Consider the following 22,822-nt stretch of genomic DNA (forward strand, 5'->3'; position numbering starts at 1 on the left):
AGGCTGTTCAGGCGGCAGTGAACTCGCCGGCAGGCGCCTCGTCTGCTGTGTCCTCGGCGGCCGAGTCCTGCTCAGCGGCGGCCGCCGCAGCGCGCAGCTTCGCCGCGTCGCTGGTCGGGTCGGTGAACTGTTCGGGGTTCTTCAACTCCGCGGCCTGCCGCTCGATCGCGGCCCTGACGACCCGGATCTCCTCGCGGGAGAGGTCCCCGTCCGAACTCGCCTCGGTCCACAGCTTCTTCAGCTCATCCAGACCTTCCTTGGCAGCCTTCTTGACCTTCGGCATCCACTGCTGCGCGAGATCCCCAGTCAGTTCCGGGGTGACCCTGGGCTGGGTGTGGACGGAGCAGCCCATCAGATCGAACACGAGGCGCTCGATGGTGAAGTCCGGCAGTGTCTTGGGCTGTCCGCTGCGCGGCACCTCGAACTTCAGCGACCGCGCCCCGATGACCTGCGGTTCGCTGTCCCGCTGCAGGCGCACCCACACCGTCGCGTCGTAGGCGAGGGACTTGTGCCCCTCGACGCGCCAGTCCTTCGTGTTCGGGATCGGGTCCCCGTTGCCGTCCACGGCGGCGATCTCCTTGCCTCGGGCGAGCAGGATGACGATGCCCGGCATGGTGCGCACGCGGTACATGACGGCAGCCCACCGCTCGTAGGTGTCATTCCACAGGTTCATCGTGGGCTTGACCTCGGCGTCCGGGTCCTGCCGCAGCTTCCTCTGACCGTTGGGGGATCGCCGGGCACGCTCGTTGGTCCAGTTGACGAGCATCCGCCACAGCAAAGAGATCGAGTCGATGACCAGGACGACGGGCGGTTCCTCGGCGGCCGCCGCGCGCTTGGCCTCGGCGTGGACGGCTTCGATCTGGCCGAGGATGTCGCGGTAGGTGCCGTTGTGGTCGATCAGCAGATAGTCCGCGCCTGGAACCTGGGCGTACTCGTCGGCGGTGTCCTCGCCGAGTTCCAGCCAGTACGCCTGGCCGGTCTTCTCAGAACCGGTGAACTGTGCGGCGACATACGACTTCCCGGCCTTCTCGTGACCCTCGATGAGGATCTTCGGCCACGGCACGATGCCGGTGGGCTTGCGTGTGCGTAGGGGCTGCACGGTCATGGTGGACACAAACATCTCCAAGAGATACGCGGAAGATAGGCACTCGCCTATTTCTAGGCGGTATGGATCTTCCTGGTTTCGAACAGGGGGGACCACTCGGGGTGCAGCTCGATAAGGCGCCGCACGTAGCGGGAGCGGAAGTCGTTGTTGAGCTTCCAGGGTTCCCCGCGAGTGGCGATGCCGTACTGCCAGCGCAGGACCTCGAACAGCATCCCGATGCCGATGCGCCTGAGTCCGCGCTCGACGCATTCGGTGGTGAGGTTCTCTAGGTGCTTGAGGATCCAGGGGTTGAGCTGGTGGAACAGCTCGAACCGCTCCTGAATGGTCAGCTTGCCACCCGTGTTCTCGGGTTGACGGATGGCTGCGATAGGCAACTCAAGCTGCACGGTCACGACTACCCCTCCCATGTGCGATGTATCGCAGCCTATTCTGCACGCAAGAAAGTGGGCTCGGTGCTCGCCCCTCATCTTGTGCCATTAATTCTACTACTGACGGGGTGGGGGTCAACTCCGTAATTCGGCACACCAAAGCGAGCGCGGCCCTGCGGGCGCGTCGACGTCAGGACGCGGCTGCGGCAGCCTTGCCGCGCTTCGCGATCACCGACCCCGGCCCGTCGTATCGGCCTTCCCGTAGCGCGTCCACCACGTCCTGCTGCAACTGCCACACACCACCACGGCTCTTCTCCATCGTCGACTCCGCAGCCTCAAGAACGGTGTCCAGTAGCCACAACGGGGAACCCGACAGGAAATAGTCCTCAGCCGGCAGCATCCCACCGCCCCGGTTACGCGCATTGGCTGCCATGTACTGGCTGACAATGAACAGGGCTCCGTACTCCTGCAGCCCCACCAGCGGAGGCAGTTCGCCCTTCTTCATCGGGCGGACCGTCGCTTCCTGCTCCTTCTCCAGCTCGGCGAGACGCTTCTCATCCAACTGCCGGCCCCGGCTGCCCGGGGGCAGGGCGAAGTCCACAGCCAGGCCACCCGGCCAGAACGGCTTACCGCTCACAACCACAGCGTCCTCGTAGGAGAGGATCCCGGCCGGCACCCACCGGTCACTGACCGCGGTCGGCGCAACGTTGTAGATCTTCGCGAACTCCTTGCGGCCCACGATCAGCGGCTTGCCCACGACGGCCTCCTTCCTGCTGCTCTCCGGACTGGACATAGCAGAATAGCTGCCCAGCGTTCTCGGAGCCTCAAGGGGGTGCACTGACGGGCTGGTAGCCTTCAAGGGCACATTCCAAGAGGTGCACCAGACCCCCAGGTCGCGTCAAGCCGATGCTCTGGGGGTCTTGGATTTTCCGTTTCAGGGCTGGTGTCCGTGTGTGCCCTGACCGCAGGCAGCTTCGATCCCCCGTCGCCGGGATGCGCGCCCTCACTGCCGCGAATGACCAGCCATCAAGCTGTGTGGCGCCTGAACCCACGGCAATGGATCGGATTGGGTAATGGAATTCCCTATTCCGTTGCGCGTGAACGCGCACTCGTCAAGTTGGGGCCGCTTCATGGCGTGTCGGCCAGACAGGGTGATTCGGGCCGGTGAACAGAAAATCACTCGACCGGGTCGGGGCGCGGCTGCTACAAAAGGTCGCGCAGCATCAAAGAGAAGAGGGGGAAAAGTGAAGGGTCGAATATTCAACAGAAATTCCACGCGCCGAAACAGTAGTCGCAGGGTCGCCGCGGTCATGCCGCAGCCCTCGCCGCATCGGTGCTAGTGATCCCCGCAGCCAGCCCCGCAAGCGCCCGGAGCGGCAGCCCCATTGGCGTCGCGATCGACAGCGTCGACGCTACGTGCAAGCACAACGGCCGCAACTACATCGTGAGGCAGTACTTCCGCGGAGTCCAGAGGTACACGCTGCGCTGCGGAACGGCGACGTGGGGGTGGAAGCACATCAAGTTGGGTCACGGCTGGAACGCTGGGATGGATGGCAAGATAAACAATGCCATCGCCAATGGAGCGCCCAACGGTCGAGGTGGATTTTCCATCTACACAAATCAGTGCCCGCCGGTAGAAAGATTCCGCACCATTATCGGCACCCCTGCCGGCCTGAATGACGTTCTCACTGCGTACAATGTCACGAACCTGGCCAGCGCCAGTAAGTGCTAGCAGGGGAGCCGCGCGTCACCAAATGAGGCGAAGGGTGGATGGGTCGCATGGTGAAGCAGACGCCAGCGGAGCAAGCCCTGGCTTGCTCCTACACCACTGGCGACGGGCAGGTCACATTCAACATCCTCAACTTGTCGGTACTTCATCATGCCGACCGCAGCGTGACCTTTACCTACGAGATCGCCGTAGTGCGTCAAGGGCACCAGGACGAACGCTGGGAGTTCACGCTGCCGTGGGATGACAAGTCCTTCGTCGACGTGCTCACCTCACCTCACCCCGATCCTGATCGGCTCCGTCAACTCGTGCACTTGGTCCGCACGTTGTTGGAAGAGTGGTGGGAGACCAAGGGGCGGAGTAGGCGGGCGGCGAAGATGGGGCGTCAACTGCACTGAATTGCAAACCAGTAGGTCCCATCCGCTCTCTTGGGTCGGATGGGGCCTACTGCGTGCCAGCCGAAGCCCGTCGGACCCGCATCCCGGGCGGGGTGAGGGGGCGGGAGCTGGTGTGCAAAGTTCTCCGAGACGTGCACACTTCCTGTCCTGGCTGCCGATCACGGCCTCGGCAGCAGATGCGCCGTGGGCTGTAGGCAAATCTGTGACTGTCCAGACCCGCCGCCGGGTACGTACGGAGCCGTGGACGGATTGATAGTGGACTGGGCAATGCATGTTGGCGAAGCGGAACTCAAGAACGTACTTCCCCGACGGTGGGCTCACTCCCTGGGGGTTGCCAGCCGTGCAGCTGGCCTTGGGCGGATCCTCGGCAGGGAAGCTGACGTGATGGTGGCTGCCGCGACGCTTCATGACGTGGGCTACGCGCCCCGCCTGGCGACGACGGGCTTCCATCCGCTTGACGGTGCTCGGTTCCTCTGTGATGAGCATGGTGCCGATGAGCGATTGGTGCGGTTGGTGGCCAACCACTCGTTCGCGTTGCTGGAAGCTGAAGAGCGCGGGCTGCGCGAGGAGTTGGAGGCGGAGTTTCCGCTGTTGGAGGAGCAGATTCTGGTGGACACGCTGGTCTACTGCGACATGACGACAACGCCCTTTGGGGAACCTACAACTGCCCAGGAGCGGGTGGTGGAGATCGTGGGCCGCTATGGGGCGGACAGCGTCGTCGGCCGGTTCATCCGTCGGGCGTCGCCGGAGATCTTCGCCGCTGTGGAGCGGGTGGATGCGGCGCTGGCGGCTCAGCCAAGGTAGGGGTACGTGCCGGCGAGGTAGTCGCCGATCTGCTGGCGCATGCTGGGGTGGATGTCGAACCGGTCGAGGTCCGCGGGAAGAACGAAGCGAACGCCGTCGGCCTCGTCGTTGATGGTCGGCTCACCGCCGACCGGGCGGCCGATGTAGGTGTTCTCGTACTGCTGGCGGATCTCGCCATCGGTGTAGGCGACGATGTGGTGGGGGTTGGTGTAGACGCCGAGGAAGCCGGTGATCTCGGCGACGATGCCGGTCTCCTCCAGGCATTCGCGCACCGCGCACTGTGCCGCGGTCTCCCCGATGTCCTGGGCACCGCCGGGCAGGGCCCATTGGCCCGTGTCGCGGCGTCGCTGAAGCAGGATCGCGCCGTTGTCGTCGACGACGAGCAGATTGCTGGCGGGGATGAGGGTGTTCGCCTTGGGGGCGGTGGGGTCGTTGTAGTACTCAGTCCTGCCCATGGGTGGCGGTGCCCTCCTGGTCGGGAGTCCAGGGCCGTGCGGCGGCCCAGACTGCTTCGAAGCTTTGAGCGTAGTTGTCGAACCACCCTGTGGCGTCAGCCCTCTTGAGGTGGAGGAGTGGGTTGGCGCTGGCCGGTTGGCCCCAGACGTGCGGGTTGACCAGCAGATCGTCGTCGTAGCGGAACAAAGAGGCGTACAGCGTGGTGTCGTGCAACCGCACGTCGCACCCTGCCTCCGCAAGTAGGGGGCGGTAGTAGGTCAGGGAGGCCCGGATCTTGGCGGCGAGGGCGTCGCCGATGCCTTCCTCGCGGCCCCGGACGGCGACCGCCTGGCCGTCGGAGTCACCGAAGCACAGGCGTACCCGTATGCCGGCAGCTGCGCGCTCGGCGAGCATCTTGGCGACGTGGGGATTGGACTGGGCGAAGAAGGTCCCGGAGAAGACGAGTACGCAGATCTGCTCCCGGGCCTCCGCCAGCAGCTGGAGCCACATCTCTCGCGGAACACTGGCCCGGTTCTGGTAGGTGCCGACAAGCTCGGTGCCTAATCCGGCGTCAGATCGGCTGCCGTGTGGTGGCGGGGTGGGCCACAGGAACGTCTCCTCCACACGCAGGTGCTGCGCGACGCTGAAGCGGTGCCGGCGGTGAGGGACACGCCCGCCGAGCCAACGGCCGACGGTCTTGGGATCCACCTCGCAGACCTCGGCGAGCGACTCGGGTGAGACGCCGCGCTGTGCAAGTACGGAGTGCAGTCGCTCGTTCACGGATGCCATGGAATCCGAGCCGGCCATGACGAGGCAAGGACGTTTTGGGACGTTCCCTGGAGCCCCGGCGTTCGTCGATCCTTACTCTGGAGGCATGGAGCTCATCGTCCTGTGGGACATCGACCACACGCTCATCGAGAACGCAGGGGTGAGCAAGGAAATCTACGCCGCAGCGTTCTCTGCCTTGACGGGAATCTCGCCAACCGAGCCGGCGCGGACGGAGGGGCGAACGGACCGTCTGATCATGCGGGAACTGTTCGTGCGCCACGGCCTGTCCGAGCCGGGCTGGGCTGTCATCGAGGCCGCCCTCACCTGTGCCGGTGAAGGGCGCGTTGAGGTTCTCGGCGAGCGCGGGACCGTGCTGCGGGGAGTGCGCGAGGCCCTCAAGGCGGCATCGGCACAGGACGGCTGGGTCTCTTCGGTCCTGACGGGCAACATCGCGGCCAACGCACGCGTAAAGCTGTCAGCCTTCCACCTTGATCCCTTACTTGACTTGCCTGTTGGGGCCTACGGGGCTGATGCGGAGCAGCGTCCCGATCTCGTAGGTGTCGCCCGGGAACGAGCTCAACGTCTCCGTGGAACAAGGGATGACGTGCCAGTGGTGCTTGTGGGGGACACGCCCCGGGACGTCGAGGCCGCTCTTGTCACGGGCTCCGGAATCGTCGCGGTTGCCTCAGGGGTTCACAGCCCCGAAGAACTGACTGCGGCCGGCGCGGATGTAGTGCTACCTGACCTGTCAGATACGGCGCAGCTGTTGCGAATTCTGGAGAGCTTTACGGCGCGCTGAAACGTCCCAGGACGTCTTCGAAGGCGTCCGCAGAAGGGGTGATGCGGTCCCCGCCCACGCGGCCACTATCGAGCCTCCAACCAGGGAACTGGCCAAAGGGGGCTTAGAAGCTGTTGTCTTTTCGCGCTTGAGGGCGGCGTTTTCGCTGGTCGGGCATAGCAGTGGCGGTCCGGTGGGAGTGGTGGTGTGTCGTGTCATTGCTCCTTGGGAGGTTGTGGATGCCGTCGGTCGTCGGACTGCTGGAACAGCAAGAGGCCGCCGCTCGCCGTCGAGTCGACGGGCTGCGTGAGGAGGCCGACCGCATCCAGGCCGAACTCGCCGCGGCCGAGGTGGAATGGCAGGAGTGGGTGATCGCTCGCAGGCGGGTCGATACGGTGCTGGCTCCGGATGGCGGCAGCATCGCCGGCATGGAGGTCACCCCGGATCCACAGAATGCGGACGCGCCGCCGACGCCCCGGGATGCGGCGAAGGCAAAGTCGCAGGTGCCGGTGTGGCACCAGGGGCTGGCCTGGTCGGCGCTGTCCGTGGACTACCAGCGCATCCTGCAGACTCTCACGGACCGGCACCGGCTCGGCCAAGGGCCGCTGACCTGCCAGGAGATGACCCAAGCGTTCGGCATGGACGTGGTGCCGGCGCGGGTGGAGGCACTACGGTCGAAGGCGAAACGCCTGGTCGCGCGCGGCTGGCTGGCCGAGCCGGCGCCGGGCCGTTTCACCCTCGCGCAGGGCGTGGCCTCGCCAGGCGACGGGTCATGAGCAGGATCATCGACCAGTAGACCATCGCCTCGGCGCTGGTGGTGCGCCGCTCGAAGTCGCGCACCAGGCGGCGGGTGCGCATCAGGTGGGCGAAGAGGCGCTCGACGATCCACCGCTTGGGCAACACCACGAAGCTACGCATGTCATCGCTGCGCTTGACGATCGCCAGCACCAGGGCCAGCGCGGCCAGGCAGTACTCGACGAGGCTGCCGGTGTAGCCGCCGTCAGCCCAGACCAGGGCCAGCCGGTGGTGCGCGGCGGTCACCTGCTCAAGCAGCACCTGGGCGGCGGCGCGGTCGCCGGTGTCCGCGGCGGTGACCATCACGCCGAGCACAAGCCCGAGCGTGTCGACCACGACGTGCCGCTTGCGCCCGTTGATCAGCTTCCCGCCGTCAAAGCCGCGACTGTCCGAGCCGACGACAGCGTCCGCCTTGACCGACTGCGAGTCGATCACCCCGGCGGTCGGCTCGGCATCCCGGCCCAATGTCTCGCGCAGGCGATCCCGCAGCCGGTCGTGGAACTCCGTGACCAGCACGTGGTCGCGCCAGCGACGGAAGAACGCATACACACGGTCCCACGGCGGGAAGCCGGCCGGCATCGCGCGCCACTTGATGCCGTTGTCCACGAGATAGCGAACCGCGTCCAGCATCGTCCTATGACAGTACGCCTCTGGCCGACCGCCCCGGCCACGCATCCAGCCCGGCACCGGCAGCAGTGGCCGGATGGCCGCCCACTCCGCGTCCGTCATGTCCGTCGGATACCGGCGCCGCCGCTCGGATCGGTCAGCCGCGTTGCCGTACACGTGCGCGAGGCAATCACACGACAGAGCAGCCGAGTTGGACTGCCCGGCCAACGACACGGAAGACTGCGGCACCGGGGCCTCCTGATGCTCTATGGATTCGACACCCACGAGCTGTTCAGGAGGCCCTACCTTCATGCTCTCGCCACGGCAGGATCACCCAACCGGGAACCCGAGTTCGACCAGCACTGCTCAAGATCGAAAAGACAACAGCTACTTACCCGTGATCGGGGAAGACGCTGCGACACGCAAGATCCGGATGCTGTGCGTAGAACTGCTGCACCGCTGCAACGTTGGGTGCTGGTACTGGTTCTACGGCATGCGGCTCCGCCACGACGTGGACCAGAGCGGGCTCGCCTCCGTGGCCGCCCTTACCAACTGATCTTGGGGGCGCGTCGTGCTTCTGGAACTGGCCATGCCGTGCAGGGTGGTCCCTGGCATCGGAGACTTCGCCCGTGGCGGCCTGCCTGCCGCGGCGTCCACCGATGACGGCAACCGGTGGGTCGATGGCTACTGCTGGCTCTACTGCGGCCAGCAGTGGACCCGCGTCTTGTGGATCGGCCCCGTGAGCGTGGCCGGCGCCCAGGCGCCGATGTACGCCTGCGGACCGTGCATCCGGATACTTCAGGACCAGGTCTGGCAATCCATCCTTCTCAGCGACGAGACGGCCGGGTCCGAGCAAGACGAAGTTTCGCCTGAACTGGAACCATCCGGCGGACACCGCGGAGGCAGGCACCGGGCGCGAGGCGGATTCCTGCGCCGTCACTGAGCACTGTCCGCGCTACGACGCCCGGCCCTCAGCATCACTCCCTGCGTGACACCTCACGCCCACGGGCGAGTCCCCACCCCTCGCCACCAGCGCCTCCGCACGCCACAAACGTCCCGCCGGAACCGGCGGGAGACCGGTAGAGGAAGGAGCACGAAGTGGAAGACAAGAAGCCCTCCGTCGAGGCGGGCCTCCTGGTGGTCAACCGACACAATCCGCTGACCTGAAGAGGCGTTCACACAACAGGGTGACCGTTCCCGCAACTTTGAAGATCCTTTCCCAGCGCGCTGGTCAGGATCCCTTCCGGGCCGCCTTCGGCCGCTGCCCGTGCGACGATACGTTCGGTCGGGTTCGAGCCCCGTACTACCTCCGTTCTGCGGAGGTGATCTTGGCTCTGATTCGATGAGGTGCTCCGCCACCGTCGTCTCTGGAGGAGGTGCGGTGGTGCGCCCGTGGGGGTGGTCGGCGGCGGTCTTTGCCGTCCCGGCCGCCGACGTGGCAGGCGCCATTGGGGCGGTGTCGCTGGACCGCGCGGGTAGAGGCGGAGCGGCTGAGGACTGTGATCGGCTTGCTGACGGCAGTGCTCATCTTGGCCCAGCTGTGTGACGACGAGGGGCTCTTCCAAGCGTGCGGGGCGGGGCTGGCCCGCTTCGCGGCCGGGCGGCCGAGGGCAGATACCTATGGCGGGCTTGTGCTCGTCAGATCGGCGGAAGATCCCCAGAGAGCGGGCCGTCGTTTCGCTGGCGTGCTCGCCACTCTGCGGCCCGCCCTGATCGCGGCCCGGTTTCTTTTCATAGCTCTCAGCCTCAAGATGGGCACACGGGGCTGGGGGACTGACCTGGCAGGTACACCGACCGCTCCTCCGGGGTGAGGTCCCGGTGAATGGTTTGACAGATCTTGCTGATCGCTCCGTCCTGGTCGGGTAGGGCAATATCCCACAGCCAGGTGCCGTCGGCGCTGCCGGTGGCCAGGGTGTGGCCGTCCGGGCTGAACGCCACCGACCTCACCTCGCTCGTGTGGCCGGTGCGGGTGGTTCGGGCCTGGCCGGTGGCCACATCCCACAGCCGCGCCGGGGCGTCCTCGTTGTTGTCGACGCTGCTGCCACCGGTGGCCAGGGTGCGGCCATCCGGACTGAACGCCACCGTGAGTACGTCATAGGTGCGGCCAGTCTGGTCGGTGAGGGTGGTTCGGGTCTTGCCGGTGGCCACATCCCACAACCGCGCCGTGGCACCGCGGCCGGTGGCCAGGGTGTGGCCGTCCGGGCTGAACGCCACCGATGAGCCCGTGAGGGTGGCTCGGGTCTTGCCAGTGGCCACGTCCCACAGCCGCGCCCTGCCGTAGGAGCTGCCGGTGGCCAGGGTGTGGCCGTCCGGGCTGAACGCCACCGACCACACCCCATCGCTCGTGTGGCCGGTGAGAGTGACCCTGGTCTTGCCGGTGGCCACGTCCCACAATCGCGCCGTGCCATCGTTGCTGCCGGTGGCCAGGGTGTGGCCGTCCGGGCTGAACGCCACCGACCTCACCGTGCTCGTGTGGCCGGTGAGGGTGGTTCGGGTCTTGCCGGTGGCCACGTCCCACAATCGCGCCGTGCCGTCGAGGCTGCCGGTGGCCAGGGTGTGGCCGTCCGGGCTGAACGCCACCGATGAGCCCGTGAGGGTGGTTCGGGTCTTGCCGGTGGCCACCTCCCACAGCCGTGCCACGCCGTCTTTGCTGCTGGTGGCCAGGGTGTGGCCGTCCGGGCTGAACGCCACCGACTCCGCGGGGCCGGGGAGGGTGGTTCGGGGCTGTCCGGTGGCTGCTACATCCCACAATCGCGCCGTGCCATCGTTGCTGCTGGTGGCCAGGGTGTGGCCGTCGGGGCTGAACGCCAGCGACCTCACCTCGCTCGTGTGGCTGGTGGGGGTGGTTCGGGCCTGGCCGGTGGCCACCTCCCACAACTGCACTGTGCCATCCAGGCTCCCGGTGGCCAGCGTGTGGCCGTCCGGGCTGAACGCCAGCGTGTATACGGAGCCGTTGTGGCCGGTGAGGGTGGTTCGGGTCTTGCCGGTGGCCACATCCCACAACTGCGCCGTGCCATCGAGGCTGCCGGTGGCCAGGGTGCCGTCCCGGCTGAACGCCACCTGCGTCGCGGTACCGGTGAGGATGGTCCGGGTCTTGCCGGTGGCCACCTCCCACAATCGCGCCGTGCCGTTGTCGCTGCTGGTGGCCAGGGTGCGGCCGTCCGGGCTGAACGCCACCGACAATACGGGGCTGTCGTGGCCGGTGAGGGTGGTTCGGGTCTTGCCGGTGGCCACGTCCCACAATCGCGCCGTGCCATCGTCGCTGCCGGTGGCCAGGGTGCGGCCGTCCGGGCTGAACGCCACCGAAAATACGGGGCTGTCGTGGCCGGTGAGGGTGGTTCGGGTCTTGCCGGTGGCCACGTCCCACAATCGCGCCGGGCCGTCGTCGCTGCCGGTGGCCAGGGTGTGGCCATCCGGGCTGAACGCCACCGACTCCGCAGGGCCGTCGCCGGTGAGAGTGACCCGGGTCTTGAGGGTGGCCACATCCAACAGCTGCGCCGTGCCGTTGTCGCTGCTGGTGGCCAGGGTGCGGCCGTCCGGGCTGAACGCCAGCGTGTATACGGGGTGGTAGTGGAAAAGCACGTGCTGGAGGGGGAGGGCGGCGGCGGCGTAGAGGCTGGTGGTGGCTTCGGTGGTGTGGCTGGTCCGGTAGGCCTGGATGGCCAGCAATGAGGCCAGGTCGGGATTGCCGCTGATGAGAGCGGTGGACTGTGCGGCGAGCTGCCGGGACTCGGCCACCCGCTGCGCCGTGATAGCGGTCTGCCACTGCCAGAGGGACACCCCAGCGGCGATGACGGCCACGACGAGCGCGCTGGCCAGGAAGGCGTTCAGGCGCCGGGTGCGCCGGATGGCGGCCTGCTGGCGTTGGTGGCTGGCGGTGAGGAACGCGGCGACGTCGCGGGGCAGGCTGCGTTGCTTGGACCAGCCGAGTCCCTCGGCCAGGTCGGTTCCGTGGAGGAGATCGCCGGGGTTCTCGCGCTCGGCCCAGCGGTCACGCTGCTCGCCGGCGCGGCGCAGCCAGTCGTGGAATTGGTGGTCTTGGGCTACCCAGTGGCGTAGTTCGGTCCAGTCGCGGATGAGGGCGTCGTGGATGAGCTCGGCCACTGGCTGACCTGGGGTGGTGTGGGGTTGCCCTGCGGTGTGTTCGGTGTGGGTGGTGATGATCCGGTGGCGGGTCAGTGCGGCGATGACTTCGTCGATCGTCTGGCTGGCCGGCTGATCGCTGGGGGTGTCGGTTGCCAGGTCGCGGAGTGTGGTCAGGGGCAGCTGTTGGCGTACGGCGGGGATGAGGTGGGTGTCGTCGGCGGGTCGCACCAGTGCGGTGAGGATGCGCTGTGCGGTGGGTCGTTGGGTGGCGGGTAGGTGGTCGAGGGCGGTGTTGCACCAGGTGGCGAGGCTACCGGTGACTTCGCCGATGTCGTGGTAGGCCTGGTGGGTGAGGTAGCCGTCTTGGCGGCGTTCCCACAGCTGGCTCAGTGCCAGTTCCAGTGGTGGCAGCAGGGTGACGGGGGTCCGCCGGGCTGCGGGGCCGGTGTGGCCGTTGGCCAGAAGGTTCGCGATGATCCGTTCGGGCAGGCCTTCCTCGAAGTGGGCCCCTGCCGCATGGGCGGGCAGGGTGATGATGGCCTGCAGGTCCTGCGGGCTCAGGGTGGCGGGCACGTTGAGCAGGCCGGGCGCCGCGGCGTCCAGCAGGTCCGGGGCCAAGGCGGCCAGCCGAGGGTAGAAGTCGTCACGCATGACGAGGATCACGCTGAGTGCGGTGTGGGAGCTGATCACCGCCGTGATCTGTTCCAAGGCGTTGAGGAGGCCGTCCGGTGGCTGCGGGCCGCTGCTGGGTTGGGTGAGCAGTTCCTCGAACTGGTCGATGACCAGCAGCATGCGCTGGTAGGCGGGTTCGGCGGCCAGCCTGCGTTCGGCGGCCGCTACGATGCCGTCGGTACCGGCTCTGGGCAGATCGGCGCGTTCCAGCTCGGCCCACAGGTCCTGTCCCGGGCGGGTGAGGACGGGCAGCCACCGGTCGCTGCCCGGTAGCCCTCCGGCGGCCAGTGCCGGCAGCACGCCAGCCTGGATCAGCGAGGACTTGCCCGACCCTGAGGGTCCCAGCAGCAGTGCGTGCCGGTGCTCGGCCAGGCCCGCCAGCACCCGCTCGATCGCGGCGTCACGGCCGTGGAACCACTCGGCGTGCTCCCCGGTGAACGGCTCCAGACCGCGGTAGGGGCACACCTCCTGCTCGACCAGGTCGGGCCAGACCTCCCGCAGGACCTGCGTGGGCGTGGCGTAGGCGATGCCCAGGCCCTTGAGGTGCGCGTCGGGAGAGGTGATGGCGGTGACCATGCCGATCACCAGGCCGGTGACCTCATCCACGACCGGCCCGCCGCTGAACCCTGTGGTCAGATCGTTGGCGTCGGTCAGCTGCAGCACCGCGCCCGCACCGGCACCGGCCGGCAGCGGGTCACCGGCCACGCCATAGCCGAAGTGGCCGCCGGGCGGAGCCTGCGCGGGGAACCCGAACGAGCGAACCCGGTGCCCCTGACAACCCGCCGCCGAGCCCAACGCCAACGCCCGCACACCGCCCGGAGCCTCCTCCAGACGCACGACGGCAACGTCCTGGTCCTCAGGGGCCCGCCACGCCTCGGCAAGGACCTGCCCCTGGACCTGCGGCGCGCCGGGCGCGTGGGGGAATGTAAGCCGCAGTCTGTCGCCGGGCCCGTATCCGCCGGCGGTCACGACGTGGGCGCAGGTGACGAGCACGCCTTCAGCGACCAGGAAGCCCGCCCCCGCCACGTCACCCTCGGCGCCCAGGATCTGGGCGACTGCCGCGGGCAGCCCCGGCCCCGACCCGCCGCGCAGTGGTACGCCGACAACGTCCACGGCGTCAGCCTCCGTGCCTGTCCTGGTCGCGCTGACCGCTCCTCCAGGTCACCCGCACCTTGAGGTGACCGCTGGCCCCGGTCTTGGTGATCACCGCCCCGGCCTCGACGGCCAGGTCGACGCCGAACTCCACCTGGACCTCTGCGGGGCTGGCCTTGCGCAGTTGGTTCGCCACGGTTTGGGCCATCTCCGCGACCGGCTCCAGGGCCGCTTGCAGCGTCACCGGCAGCTCGTGGATGGCCTCGCTGACCCGGCCGGCCTTGACCGGCCCCTCCAGCCCAGGCGGGGCCTCGATCAGGATCGATCCCCCGCCCTCCAAAGGAAGCCGAACAAGGCCTGTCACGAGCCACCCCCTTCCCCGGCCCTGGCCCCGGCCAGGGGGAAGACCCCACCGGCCAGCAGGTGGATACCGAAGAGGACTCCGACCAGTATCAGGGGCGCCCCCGGCCACTCCAGTTCGAAGACACCCCATGCGAAAGCAGCCACGCCTGAAGTCAGGAGGACCTGCCAGGCGGCGTCGGCCAAGGCACCGCCGTACGGGCTATCGCCCTGCGGTTCGGTGCCACTCGGGTTGTCGGAGGAGAAGCTCACGGGCGCCTGCCTTCCTTGATGGAACAGGACGGTCAGATCCGGACTGAATCATCTTCACCTGCCGGGTCTCTCTCCGCCTGATGGATAGTTGGCAGCACCAGCCAAGACCTCACGCGCGGATCCGCATCTGACCCGGTGCCGACACGGTGGTGTGTGAAGGCCACGGGGCCACCGGCCTTGGCTTCCTGTCAAGTGTGTCCACGTCGCGGGGGCTACCTCACCCCTGCTCCACCCCATTCCCCCTACCCCACCTGACCAGCCAAAACAAATCTGGTCCCCTGCGGTTTCGCCAGGGACCAGATCAACTTTTGCAATGCAATCAGGCTGGTCATCTCGATATTTCGTCGGATTGACCAGCCTCATTCGGTCGGTTGACCCTGGTAGCCGTGGAAGTCCTCACGAGCGTCCATGACCGGCACGACAGCAACGCCTCCGACCCTGGGCAGGGCTCGTCGGGTGACGGCCCCTGGCCTGGCGGAGACGGGCTGAACCACGCGGCGTAGCCGCCAGTCCTCTGGCGGAGGGGCCGCGTTCGCGGCCCCTCCGCCTCCCACGTCCCGTATCTGACGTAAGGAGGGAGAAGCGACTCATGAGGCACCGTTTGGTCCGCGCTGTCGAAGAGGCACTTGGGTGGGATGGCCCCGCCCCTCTCGGAAGGGAGTTCGCCCGCGGAAGCATCAGCGACCGCGAAGTCGTGGCGAGGCTGCTCACGCCATCGCGGCTACTCGATATGGTCATGCGCCGGAGCTTGGCCAACCCGCAGTTCCGGCTCTTCAAGGGTGGTGAGGAGCTGCACCCCGACGCGCATCTGAACCGGCAGGTCACGCCGCGGGGGCAGGCGATACCGATGGCGGACATGCGCCGTGTGGGGAGCCTGCTGGGCGAGGGCGCGACGCTGGTGCTGGATCAGTCGAATGTCTTCGACCCCACGATGGAAGTGGCGTGCCGGGCGTTGCAGTGGTGGTCCCGGGAGCACGTGCAGGCGAACGTCTACCTGACCACGAACGACGCGTCCGGCTTCGATCTGCACTGGGACGATCACGATGTCCTCATCGTGCAGCTGGCCGGCGAGAAGCAGTGGGAGGTACGCGGCGCCTCCCGGCCAGTGCCCATGTTCCGGGACGCTGGGCGGAACAACACCCCCAGCGAGGATGTCGTGTGGACCGGCACCATGAAGGCCGTAGACGTGATGCACATCCCGCGCGGCTACTGGCACGCCGCCACCCGCGTAGGCCGAGGCGGTGGCCACAGCACCCACGTGACGTTCGGCTTCGCCAAGCGCACCGCTGTGAGCTGGTTGACCTGGCTTGCCGACTGGTCCCGGCAGGAGGAGATCTTCCGCCACGACCTTGATCGCTGGGGCAGCCCCGATGAGCAGCAGGCCCAGCGGTTGGCGCTGACCGCCGCGGCCTCCCGACTCATCGACGCCCGCGACCCGGCAGAGTTCCTTCGGCTTCGTGAGCAGGAAGCTCCTCCCGGACGCCATGTCCCGTTCCTGGACATCTTCGGCCCGCTTGAAGCCGTAGCGTGCGTCACTGAGTTCCCGCCCGTGATCAAGGAGGACGGGGAGACGGTCGTCGTGGTGGCCGCGGGCAAGAAGCTCACCTTCGCGGCCAAGGCCCTGCCGGGGCTCCGCTTGCTCCTGAGCGGCCACCCCGTGCGGCTGGACGAGGTTGCTCGACTGGTGGGTGCCGAGGTGGAGGCGCTGGCGAAGATCCTGGTGGAGGAGGAGCTGTGCGCGAGTGTGACCCCCGAATTGTTCTCGGGCTACACCGGTCTCGCTACGAGCGCCGGATCCTGACAAGCGCCCTGGATCACGGCGTCGACGCGATCGACACCAGCTTCAACTACCACGGCTTCTCGGCCCACACCGCCTTGGCGGCCGCCGGACGCGACTTCCTTTCCCGCTTCCGGCTCACCACGAAGGTCGGATTCTTCCCGGCCGCCGGCCAGGCCGAGCACTCCCTCGACCCCGATCGCCTCCAGGAAGCCGTGGAGCAGAGCAACCGCGACCTGGGCCGCGCCCCGGATCTGGTGTTCCTCCACAATCCGGAACGGTCGCTGACCAGCTCCTCGACAGCCGCCCAGGACAGGCTGGGTGCGGCGTGCGCTGCCATGGAGAGGGCAACGACAAAAGGGCTGTGTGGAGGCTGGGGCATCTCCTCGTGGGACCCCCGCCCATTGCCCGGTCTCGTGGACGGCACCCTGCCCAGACCCGACGCGGTCATGGTCCGTGCCGGCCTTCTCGCTGGAATTGATGTCCTGGAAGCTGCCGAAGCGTTGACGGCCCGCTGGGGCCTTAAGCCGAGCCAGCTCTGGGGCATGAGCCCCTTCGGAGGCAGTGCGACAGATCCGCTGTGGGGCAAGCTCGACCCACGGGTGTTCATCCAGGACCCGCACGATGGCCTGTCCGTCGTACAGGCCACGTTCCGCGTTGCCTACTCGCTGCCACAGGTGGGAAGGATCACCGTCGGTACGGACAACCCCTCGCACCTCGGGGAACTCGTCGACGCCCTGCGGTATGAAGCCAACACGGAACAGCTTGGCACCTACCGGCGACTCCTTCGCGAACAGCGAGATCGTCAGTCGCTCTGAAGCTCCTCCGCGACCTGCGCGGCCATCACGTGTGCGGGTTCAAGGCGAGGGTCCTCGGGGTGGGCGTCCGGGGCCAGGATCTTCGCGCAGACGAACAAGGTCATCAGCTTGCCGTCCCGGCTCTCCAGATCGCGGCGCCGCTTGCAGCGGACGCGCTCGGCCAGAGCCGGGACGGCGAGGGAGTTGCCCCACAACGACGCGGCATCCAGCCCTTGAGGAGCCGTGCCCCAGTCCTCCCAGTCGAACAGGCAGAACTCCGGCCCGGTCATGTTCGCCCAGTTGAGATCCGCGTGTGCCGGCAGCCACCGTCTCACCGTCGTGTCGACATCGCCGCGGAGAAAGCGGTGGATCGCTTCGGCGACGCCGTTCTGCGTGATCATTACAGTGTCCGGGGTGGCAACGCGCCGAGTCTGCTGCTCGGCCAGGGCATCCAGCGTCTGGTTGAACGCCTGCCACCACGCCTCCGGCAACGCCGGATCGGTCGCCAGTACGCTGCTGCCGATGGGGGCGCCGGGCAGGAGGTCTGTTTCGTCGGCCCGCCACATGACAGCGGTCTCAGGACGCCACCAGGCAGTGCTGCGGTGCCACTGCGGCTTGGCGACCCCCTCCAGGAGGGCAGCGCATTCGGTGCCGTTCCAGCCTTGGCTGCCAATCTTGTCGAGCCGGCGCCGCTCGATCCGCACCCAGGTCCCACGGTCCGTACGCGCCCCCAGAGACCTTCGCTTGCGTACTAGCGTCCCTCTATCGAGCCGAGCTTGGAGGGTACGCTCGACCTCGTCGAGCACACCCTCGACCAGCTCAACTCGCAGATCGGCTGGGGCGCTGCCAGACAGGGAAGACGACATTGAGCCTCCTCGACGAGAGTCCGAAACTATCAAGAAGCCGGGCCGTCTCACTGCCGAACGCGTTCGAGACGCCCACGGGAAAGCCTCCTGTGGGTTGAGCCGATCACGACTCGTCCCGCAGGAGGCTGACGGCATCTAAGAGATGCCAGGTTCTGGTTGTGACGCCGCGCAACGGCCAACGTCACGTAACTGCAGGCGGTTCCTGATGCAGAGCCTTGGTGGTCTTCCGGTCCTCGACGCGCTGGACGGCCTCACCCGTACCGAGAACCGCGGCGACGAGCGCGAGGATCAGGCCGGTCGGCAGGTCCTGAACGTAGTGGGCGACCAGCGCCAGCGCCGCAGCGGCGATGGCGTACAGGCGGGTGCTGTGGTCATGGATGAAGTCGATCAACGTGTCAGTTTCCATAGGCGAGTCGGTGCAGGAGGTCCCAGCCGCGGCGACCGATCGCAGGGTCGTCGGGCTGTCCTGTGGTGAACAGGTTGTGCTTGCGGTTGAAGCCGGCCACGGCCTTCTGCGTCTGTGGGCCGTAGGTGTCTGAGAGCGGCACCGAGGGGTCCAGCCAGCCCGTGTCCTTCAGCGCCTGCTGAAGACCCTTCGCAGACGGAGACGAGCGGCCCGGAGCAAGACCGTCCGGAATCGGGGGCGGAGTGTAGGAGCCTCCGCTGGTCTTCGCTGGGATGGTGAGCGTCTGCCCGGGCTTGATGATGTACGGGGCTGTGATGTGGTTGGCCTGAGCGATCCGCTCCCAGCTGATGCCGAGCGACTTCCCGATACCGGAGAGCGTGTCACCGCTCTTGACGACGTAGGTCGAGTTGCCGCCATCGCTGGAGCCCCCGCCTGACGGCTGCGCCTTCAGCCGCGTGGCGACCCGCTCACGCAGCCAACCCATGCTGAAGCCCTGGGGATCGATCTTCCCCGGCTGCCACTCCCGGTGCCCGATCACACTGGCCGCACTCCAGCCGTGCACGCGGCACAGCGCCGTAGCCGCGCGGTCGATAGCGTCCAACTGGGCAGACGGCCACGGATCCTCGCCGTCACCGAGGTTCTCGCACTCGAAGCCGTAAAAGTGCGTGTTGCCATCCGTATCGGCTTCGTCTGCCTTCGGCAGCGCCCGCTCCGCGATCACGGCACGAAGCACATCCCCGTCGCCGCGGCCGGCATGATTGGCACGGCCGTACCCGACCAGGTGAACACTGCCGTCCTTGGCGATCACCCCATGGCACAGCGGACCGGGCAGGCCCTCGTAGCCGCGCTCGCAGATGCCCACGGTGTTGGCCGTACCGGACGTCACCGTGTGATGGATCATGATCCCGTTGACCGGGCCCCACGGCCCCTTATGGTTCCGGTTGTGCGTACGCCAACCGGGACGCTCGACAACACGGACGCCTTCGGATCGCAGCGCCGCCACCATACGGTCGGCGCTGATAGGTGTAGCCAAGATCGGTACTCAATCTCCCCGCGCCCCAACTCCCATGTACGAAACGCCCCCTGGCGCTATGAGGCGGAACCACCCGAGAGCAGCCACAGCTGCACGACCATGATCAGCAGCGGACTCACGAACGACGACAGCACCAAACGACGCATCGCGTCGGCCTGCCGCTGATCCTCACGCCGCTGCTGCTCCCAACGGCCGGCCGCCTGCTCCTGCTCACCACGAAGATCTGCGACGGATGATTCCAACTGCCCGATGCGCTGTTCCGTCGCCCGCTGATCTGCCCGATAGACGTCCTGAGTGACGACCTGGTCGAGACGGGCAGCGAGCTGGGCGAGGTCACCACGAAGATCCTCGCGCAGCTGCGAGACGGCACGGTGCAGCTCCCACAGCGTGGGCTCCGCGCTCGGCGATACGGACACCGCGATCCTCCCGGCGGCCCCGCACCCACTTCGATCGTACGGGTGCGGAGGCTCGCGCTACCGGTTGAGCAGTTTGGAGCGGGCAGCGTCGACAGACGAAGCCGACTGATGCCAGCAGACGCTCGTGTGGCTTTGGCCGTTCTTCGGGGTCGAGTCGTCTCGCGGCGCATCCGGACGACGACATTCCTTTTGAATTTTGCTGCGCTAATACGCAGCATATGCGAGGTAAAGCAGGGTGGCGGACTATGGCGCTTTATGCGGAAGCGGCGAGAGCGCATATGCGAGGGGAGGGGGCCCGGCAGACTTCCTGTGCAGACGGATCGCGGCCGCAGCCGTCCAATGTCACCTTGCCCGGAGTGCATGACGTCGCCAATTGGGCTTCGTGTATGCCGATCCGGCGTGGCGCATCTCCGCATCAGCAATCTTCACAAGGAGCAAGGCGCACTGGGCTAACGTGCGCCGACACCACGATGTTCATTCCCCTCATCCATGACGTGGCCGCCCAGTACATAGCGTCAGCAATGTTCGCTCTCACCGTGCTCACCGCAGGCGCGGCGCGGGCGGCGTGGAGGCGAAGGGCCCGAAGCCGCCTGGCGTCCAAGGCTCAGCTCACAGACTCGGCTGGCCCCGACGTTCGCCTCCCCGCTACCGGACCGACGCGGGAGCCGGGAACGTCGTCCGACGGACGACGAAAGGAGTCGTCATGAGGACGACATCGAAACCGCATGGCGGGCAACGTCCGGACAAACGGCACAACCGTGCGCAGGCATGGGAATTGCTCACGGAGCACACTCCAGGTGCTCGCAGGCTCCCTCGCTTCGACAGCGACTCGCCGGGCCGCTTGATGGACATCGCCCGCAACTATGACCGCATCTGCCTGCGGGCCGAGGGCGTCCTACAGCCCGACGCCACGGAACCCGAGATCCTCGCTGCGCTGCTGACCATCCGGATGCTCCGGGAGAAAATGGATCACGACGAACTGAAGCTCACCACCCTGGCGCACGAGAAGCGCATCACCTGGGCACGTATTGCCCAATGGCAGGAGCTGAGCGGCCGGCAGGCGGCCGAGCGACGCCACCTTCAGCTCGGACGCGCTCACACTCTTCCCGATGGCACCGTTGCCCGCACGCAGAACGAACGCGTCGAGTATGCCCGTGAGTTGCGCGCCCGTCGCGCCGAGCGACAGTGGGCCTTGGACCATGCTGCGCGGATCCGGCGTGTTGCCGCACAGCTGGCGGCCGTTGACGACCTCCAGCAGCGCGTGGACAGTTCGCACGAGGCCCGGCTCATGCACGCCCTCAGCCGTTCTCCTGCCGAGGAGCAACCGGCGCAGGCACTGCTTGCGTGGCCCAGAGTCCTCCGGGAGTGCGTCACACGGGACGAGCATTTCCGCGGCACCTCATCGGCTGCGCCTGCCGATGAGGGCTCCGGCGACTCCGATTGGCATCGCCGACAGATGGAGGCCGATATCGTTCACCGACTCCTCGGCTTGATCGCCTACGCTACTAGCCCTTGGAACATCGACCTGTCTGATCTCCCGGATCTGGCTGACGCCATCTTCGACCTCCATAACGACTCGCAGCAGGCAGCCAAGGCCCGCCGCTGAGCAAGAGGCCGCACCGGGTGCTTCGTCCGGCATCAAGGAGCCCCGGCCCGTTACTTGCGGGCCAGGGCTGCGTGCTTGCCGGCGAAGGCATGATGTCGGCCCGCTGCTACTTCGAGACTGCCAATTGGAGAACAAGGTGGGCGGGTCGGTAGAGGCGGTACGGAGTGCGGTACGCGGTCAGTCGGCCCGGCAGCTCACCCCGTCGAACCCCACCCAGGTACTGCGGTTCCCCAGCATCGGGTACAGCTGCAGCGAGCCGTCGACGCCGATGTCGATCCGCAGGATCGTGCCGTTCGCCGTGGACGGGACCAGTACGTGTCTGCGAACGGCGGGGCGGTACCCCTGTGGCAGAAGCCCGAGTTGGCGCCCGGGTAGGATCTGGGGATCTTTGAGGGTGACGTAGCCGCACAGTTCGATGGTGCGGTTTGCGGTGACCCGGACCATCGCGGGGCTCGTGGCGTCTGAGGAGACACCAGGACCGAGCCCGGTGATGTGGGTCCAGTCCGTTCCCGCGTGAGTGATCCAGCCGCCGGTGGAGATGCCGGCTGGGGTGAAGACGGTTTGAGTATCCCCGGCAGTCGAAGCAGTGCGAACGGTGACTTTCGCGCCCCCCACGGTCACGAAGGCGCGTGCCCCTAGGTCGCCGGAGCCTCCGCCGGCGTCTCTGCCGTCTTCGACGTAGATCTCGCAACTACTCGTGCCAGTCGGCCCGTTGGCGCTGACGCCGTAGAGCTGAGACTGGCCGTGGTCCTTGTTGAGCCCAGATGTTGCTGTGAGGTCGAACGAGCCACCACGCACTCCGAGTTGGGGGGACAGGAGGGACAGGCTTGACGCGTCGGGGAGGTTCCAGCGGTCGATCTGTACGGCCGGCGCGGTCAGCGCGGCGTAGGGGAGAGCGGTGCCATCGGCGTTGACGCTGGCCTTCAGTGTTCCCGGGACCTTCTCCAGGACGGAGTCCGAGTACAGGAGGACCGACGGGATCGACTCCAGGGGAGCGGGCGGTGCGGGTGTGACGACCACGCGGTTTCCGGATGCGGCGGTCCGTACGGTGGAGCCGGTGACGATCGCTCCGTCGATGGTGCCACCGGTGATGTGCTTGCCGGAGATGGCGTCCGCGGCGAGGGTGTCCGCGGTGACGGCTCCTGCCTGTAGGTCCGCGGCTGCTGCCTGGCGTGGCGTCCCGGCTACGGCGGTAGTGGGGCGGCCCGCGGCGCCGGACAAGCTGCGTCCGCGCAACAGGACCCACCACTGGGTGTAGGGCAGTGGCACGGTGCAGGATCCGCCCTGCGGGGTCTCGACGGTGTCGCGCAAGGTGCCCTGCGTCGGCTCGAAGTCCGGCGACGGCCCGACATGGACCTCCACACGGGCGAAATCGAGTGGGGCCACTGGCGCGTCGGTGAAGGTGCCGTCCCAGGTCACCGTCAGGGCGCCGAGGGCCGTCTCGACGGTGGGAGCGGCGGGTGTGGGTGGGGGAGGGCCGTTGACGACGCTGACGCCGCTGGTGCCGTCCGGCTGCTGGCCAACGAGCGCGCGCAGCGACCCTTGAGCGTCGTACACCTCCAAGGTGCCGTCTTCGAGGGAGGCGTTGGCGAGCTTCGGGGCCCGGGTCAGGGCCTGGACTTGCTTTTCCAGGCGCGCGAGTCGAGTGCCGATGTCGGCAGGCAAGACAGTGTCCT

At 67.3% G+C, this 22,822-nt stretch carries 23 protein-coding genes and 1 pseudogene; 10 read left to right on the plus strand and 14 right to left on the minus strand.

Annotated elements, in window-relative coordinates; translation table 11 throughout:
- Window positions 1-7: 7 nt before the first annotated feature.
- From ACO0M4_RS11970 to ACO0M4_RS11980, 3 genes are all read right to left on the minus strand, one after another.
- Complete coding sequence (locus ACO0M4_RS11970) at window positions 8-1,105, minus strand: AAA family ATPase (protein ID WP_430371346.1); 1,098 nt, start codon at window positions 1,103-1,105, stop codon at window positions 8-10.
- A 53-nt stretch (window positions 1,106-1,158) separates the two neighbouring features.
- Complete coding sequence (locus tag ACO0M4_RS11975; protein WP_430369859.1) at window positions 1,159-1,497, minus strand: hypothetical protein; 339 nt, start codon at window positions 1,495-1,497, stop codon at window positions 1,159-1,161.
- Between the two features lie 166 nt (window positions 1,498-1,663).
- Window positions 1,664-2,230, minus strand: coding sequence for a hypothetical protein (locus ACO0M4_RS11980; RefSeq protein WP_430369860.1), 567 nt, complete (start codon window positions 2,228-2,230; stop codon window positions 1,664-1,666).
- A 1,022-nt stretch (window positions 2,231-3,252) separates the two neighbouring features.
- On the opposite strand from ACO0M4_RS11980, the gene ACO0M4_RS11985 reads away from it, so the two are divergent.
- On the plus strand, window positions 3,253-3,597 hold the full coding sequence (locus ACO0M4_RS11985; protein WP_430369861.1) for a hypothetical protein: 345 nt from the start codon (window positions 3,253-3,255) through the stop codon (window positions 3,595-3,597).
- 267 nt (window positions 3,598-3,864) lie between these two features.
- Window positions 3,865-4,401, plus strand: coding sequence for an HD domain-containing protein (locus tag ACO0M4_RS11990; protein WP_430371347.1), 537 nt, complete (start codon window positions 3,865-3,867; stop codon window positions 4,399-4,401).
- Here ACO0M4_RS11990 and ACO0M4_RS11995 read toward each other — a convergent pair.
- Entirely contained in the window at window positions 4,389-4,856 is a 468-nt protein-coding gene (locus ACO0M4_RS11995; protein ID WP_430369862.1) for an NUDIX hydrolase, read from the minus strand. The genes ACO0M4_RS11990 and ACO0M4_RS11995 overlap by 13 nt on opposite strands.
- Entirely contained in the window at window positions 4,843-5,616 is a 774-nt protein-coding gene (locus tag ACO0M4_RS12000; protein WP_430369863.1) for an XRE family transcriptional regulator, read from the minus strand. The genes ACO0M4_RS11995 and ACO0M4_RS12000 overlap by 14 nt, the downstream gene beginning before the upstream one ends.
- 94 nt (window positions 5,617-5,710) lie before the next feature.
- Between ACO0M4_RS12000 and ACO0M4_RS12005 the strand changes: the two genes are divergently transcribed.
- The gene (locus tag ACO0M4_RS12005; protein ID WP_430369864.1) at window positions 5,711-6,403 is read left to right on the plus strand and encodes an HAD family hydrolase; all 693 of its coding nucleotides are present in this window, start codon (window positions 5,711-5,713) and stop codon (window positions 6,401-6,403) included.
- A gap of 218 nt (window positions 6,404-6,621) precedes the next feature.
- Window positions 6,622-7,158: a hypothetical protein gene (locus ACO0M4_RS12010; RefSeq protein WP_430369027.1), complete on the plus strand. Its 537-nt coding sequence runs from the start codon at window positions 6,622-6,624 to the stop codon at window positions 7,156-7,158.
- Here the strand turns inward: ACO0M4_RS12010 and ACO0M4_RS12015 are convergent.
- Window positions 7,115-7,906, minus strand: coding sequence for an IS5 family transposase (locus ACO0M4_RS12015; protein WP_430369865.1), 792 nt, complete (start codon window positions 7,904-7,906; stop codon window positions 7,115-7,117). The genes ACO0M4_RS12010 and ACO0M4_RS12015 overlap by 44 nt on opposite strands.
- A gap of 274 nt (window positions 7,907-8,180) precedes the next feature.
- Between ACO0M4_RS12015 and ACO0M4_RS12020 the strand changes: the two genes are divergently transcribed.
- The 3 genes and pseudogenes from ACO0M4_RS12020 to ACO0M4_RS12030 all read left to right on the plus strand — a co-directional run.
- A complete protein-coding gene (locus tag ACO0M4_RS12020; protein WP_430369866.1) occupies window positions 8,181-8,339 on the plus strand; it encodes a hypothetical protein in 159 nt (52 codons plus the stop codon).
- A gap of 15 nt (window positions 8,340-8,354) precedes the next feature.
- Window positions 8,355-8,726: a hypothetical protein gene (locus ACO0M4_RS12025; protein ID WP_430369867.1), complete on the plus strand. Its 372-nt coding sequence runs from the start codon at window positions 8,355-8,357 to the stop codon at window positions 8,724-8,726.
- Between the two features lie 399 nt (window positions 8,727-9,125).
- Window positions 9,126-9,393 (plus strand): annotated as a pseudogene (locus ACO0M4_RS12030) (arsenic transporter); the annotation flags it as partial.
- A 136-nt stretch (window positions 9,394-9,529) separates the two neighbouring features.
- Here ACO0M4_RS12030 and ACO0M4_RS12035 read toward each other — a convergent pair.
- The 3 genes from ACO0M4_RS12035 to ACO0M4_RS12045 are packed head-to-tail and all read right to left on the minus strand — an operon-like array spanning window position 9,530 to window position 14,245.
- Window positions 9,530-13,654 carry a trypsin-like peptidase domain-containing protein gene (locus ACO0M4_RS12035; protein WP_430369868.1) on the minus strand — a complete coding sequence of 1,375 codons (4,125 nt, stop codon included), beginning with the start codon at window positions 13,652-13,654 and terminating at the stop codon, window positions 9,530-9,532.
- Between the two features lie 4 nt (window positions 13,655-13,658).
- Window positions 13,659-13,997, minus strand: coding sequence for a CU044_2847 family protein (locus tag ACO0M4_RS12040; protein ID WP_430369869.1), 339 nt, complete (start codon window positions 13,995-13,997; stop codon window positions 13,659-13,661).
- The gene (locus ACO0M4_RS12045) at window positions 13,994-14,245 is read right to left on the minus strand and encodes a hypothetical protein (protein ID WP_430369870.1); all 252 of its coding nucleotides are present in this window, start codon (window positions 14,243-14,245) and stop codon (window positions 13,994-13,996) included. Before ACO0M4_RS12045 ends, ACO0M4_RS12040 begins: the two co-directional genes overlap by 4 nt.
- A 589-nt stretch (window positions 14,246-14,834) precedes the next feature.
- Here ACO0M4_RS12045 and ACO0M4_RS12050 point away from each other — a divergent pair.
- Together ACO0M4_RS12050 and ACO0M4_RS12055 are read left to right on the plus strand one after the other, a co-directional pair.
- Window positions 14,835-16,046, plus strand: a complete 1,212-nt coding sequence (locus ACO0M4_RS12050) for a JmjC domain-containing protein (protein WP_430369871.1) — start codon at window positions 14,835-14,837, stop codon at window positions 16,044-16,046.
- Window positions 15,980-16,840, plus strand: coding sequence for an aldo/keto reductase (locus tag ACO0M4_RS12055; RefSeq protein ID WP_430369872.1), 861 nt, complete (start codon window positions 15,980-15,982; stop codon window positions 16,838-16,840). The genes ACO0M4_RS12050 and ACO0M4_RS12055 overlap by 67 nt, the downstream gene beginning before the upstream one ends.
- Here the strand turns inward: ACO0M4_RS12055 and ACO0M4_RS12060 are convergent.
- From ACO0M4_RS12060 to ACO0M4_RS12075, 4 genes are all read right to left on the minus strand, one after another.
- Window positions 16,828-17,685, minus strand: a complete 858-nt coding sequence (locus ACO0M4_RS12060) for a hypothetical protein (protein WP_430369873.1) — start codon at window positions 17,683-17,685, stop codon at window positions 16,828-16,830. The genes ACO0M4_RS12055 and ACO0M4_RS12060 overlap by 13 nt on opposite strands.
- Window positions 17,686-17,866: 181 nt before the next feature.
- Entirely contained in the window at window positions 17,867-18,091 is a 225-nt protein-coding gene (locus tag ACO0M4_RS12065; protein ID WP_430369874.1) for a hypothetical protein, read from the minus strand.
- Complete coding sequence (locus ACO0M4_RS12070; RefSeq protein ID WP_430369875.1) at window positions 18,081-19,124, minus strand: N-acetylmuramoyl-L-alanine amidase; 1,044 nt, start codon at window positions 19,122-19,124, stop codon at window positions 18,081-18,083. The genes ACO0M4_RS12065 and ACO0M4_RS12070 overlap by 11 nt, the downstream gene beginning before the upstream one ends.
- Window positions 19,125-19,180: 56 nt before the next feature.
- Complete coding sequence (locus ACO0M4_RS12075; RefSeq protein ID WP_430369876.1) at window positions 19,181-19,540, minus strand: hypothetical protein; 360 nt, start codon at window positions 19,538-19,540, stop codon at window positions 19,181-19,183.
- Between the two features lie 703 nt (window positions 19,541-20,243).
- Between ACO0M4_RS12075 and ACO0M4_RS12080 the strand changes: the two genes are divergently transcribed.
- Complete coding sequence (locus tag ACO0M4_RS12080; RefSeq protein ID WP_430369877.1) at window positions 20,244-21,146, plus strand: hypothetical protein; 903 nt, start codon at window positions 20,244-20,246, stop codon at window positions 21,144-21,146.
- 177 nt (window positions 21,147-21,323) lie between these two features.
- Here the strand turns inward: ACO0M4_RS12080 and ACO0M4_RS12085 are convergent, their stop codons facing one another.
- A complete protein-coding gene (locus tag ACO0M4_RS12085; protein ID WP_430369878.1) occupies window positions 21,324-22,811 on the minus strand; it encodes a hypothetical protein in 1,488 nt (495 codons plus the stop codon).
- Window positions 22,812-22,822: the final 11 nt, after the last annotated feature.

Origin of the sequence: Streptomyces sp. RGM 3693 (assembly GCF_050471125.1) — a bacterium.
Taxonomy (GTDB): Bacteria; Actinomycetota; Actinomycetes; order Streptomycetales; family Streptomycetaceae; genus Streptomyces.

Excerpts from the sequence above, each read along its gene's own strand:
- ACO0M4_RS12050 (WP_430369871.1), top strand. The coding sequence starts at position 14,835 with ATGAGGCACCGTTTGGTCCGCGCTGTCGAAGAGGCACTTGGGTGGGAT.
- ACO0M4_RS12015 (WP_430369865.1), bottom strand. The coding sequence starts at position 7,906 with ATGACGGACGCGGAGTGGGCGGCCATCCGGCCACTGCTGCCGGTGCCG.
- ACO0M4_RS11970 (WP_430371346.1), bottom strand. The coding sequence starts at position 1,105 with ATGACCGTGCAGCCCCTACGCACACGCAAGCCCACCGGCATCGTGCCG.
- ACO0M4_RS12060 (WP_430369873.1), bottom strand. The coding sequence starts at position 17,685 with ATGTCGTCTTCCCTGTCTGGCAGCGCCCCAGCCGATCTGCGAGTTGAG.
- ACO0M4_RS12065 (WP_430369874.1), bottom strand. The coding sequence starts at position 18,091 with ATGGAAACTGACACGTTGATCGACTTCATCCATGACCACAGCACCCGC.
- ACO0M4_RS12080 (WP_430369877.1), top strand. The coding sequence starts at position 20,244 with ATGAGGACGACATCGAAACCGCATGGCGGGCAACGTCCGGACAAACGG.
- ACO0M4_RS12005 (WP_430369864.1), top strand. The coding sequence starts at position 5,711 with ATGGAGCTCATCGTCCTGTGGGACATCGACCACACGCTCATCGAGAAC.
- ACO0M4_RS11995 (WP_430369862.1), bottom strand. The coding sequence starts at position 4,856 with ATGGGCAGGACTGAGTACTACAACGACCCCACCGCCCCCAAGGCGAAC.
- ACO0M4_RS11985 (WP_430369861.1), top strand. The coding sequence starts at position 3,253 with ATGGTGAAGCAGACGCCAGCGGAGCAAGCCCTGGCTTGCTCCTACACC.
- ACO0M4_RS11990 (WP_430371347.1), top strand. The coding sequence starts at position 3,865 with ATGCATGTTGGCGAAGCGGAACTCAAGAACGTACTTCCCCGACGGTGG.
- ACO0M4_RS12010 (WP_430369027.1), top strand. The coding sequence starts at position 6,622 with ATGCCGTCGGTCGTCGGACTGCTGGAACAGCAAGAGGCCGCCGCTCGC.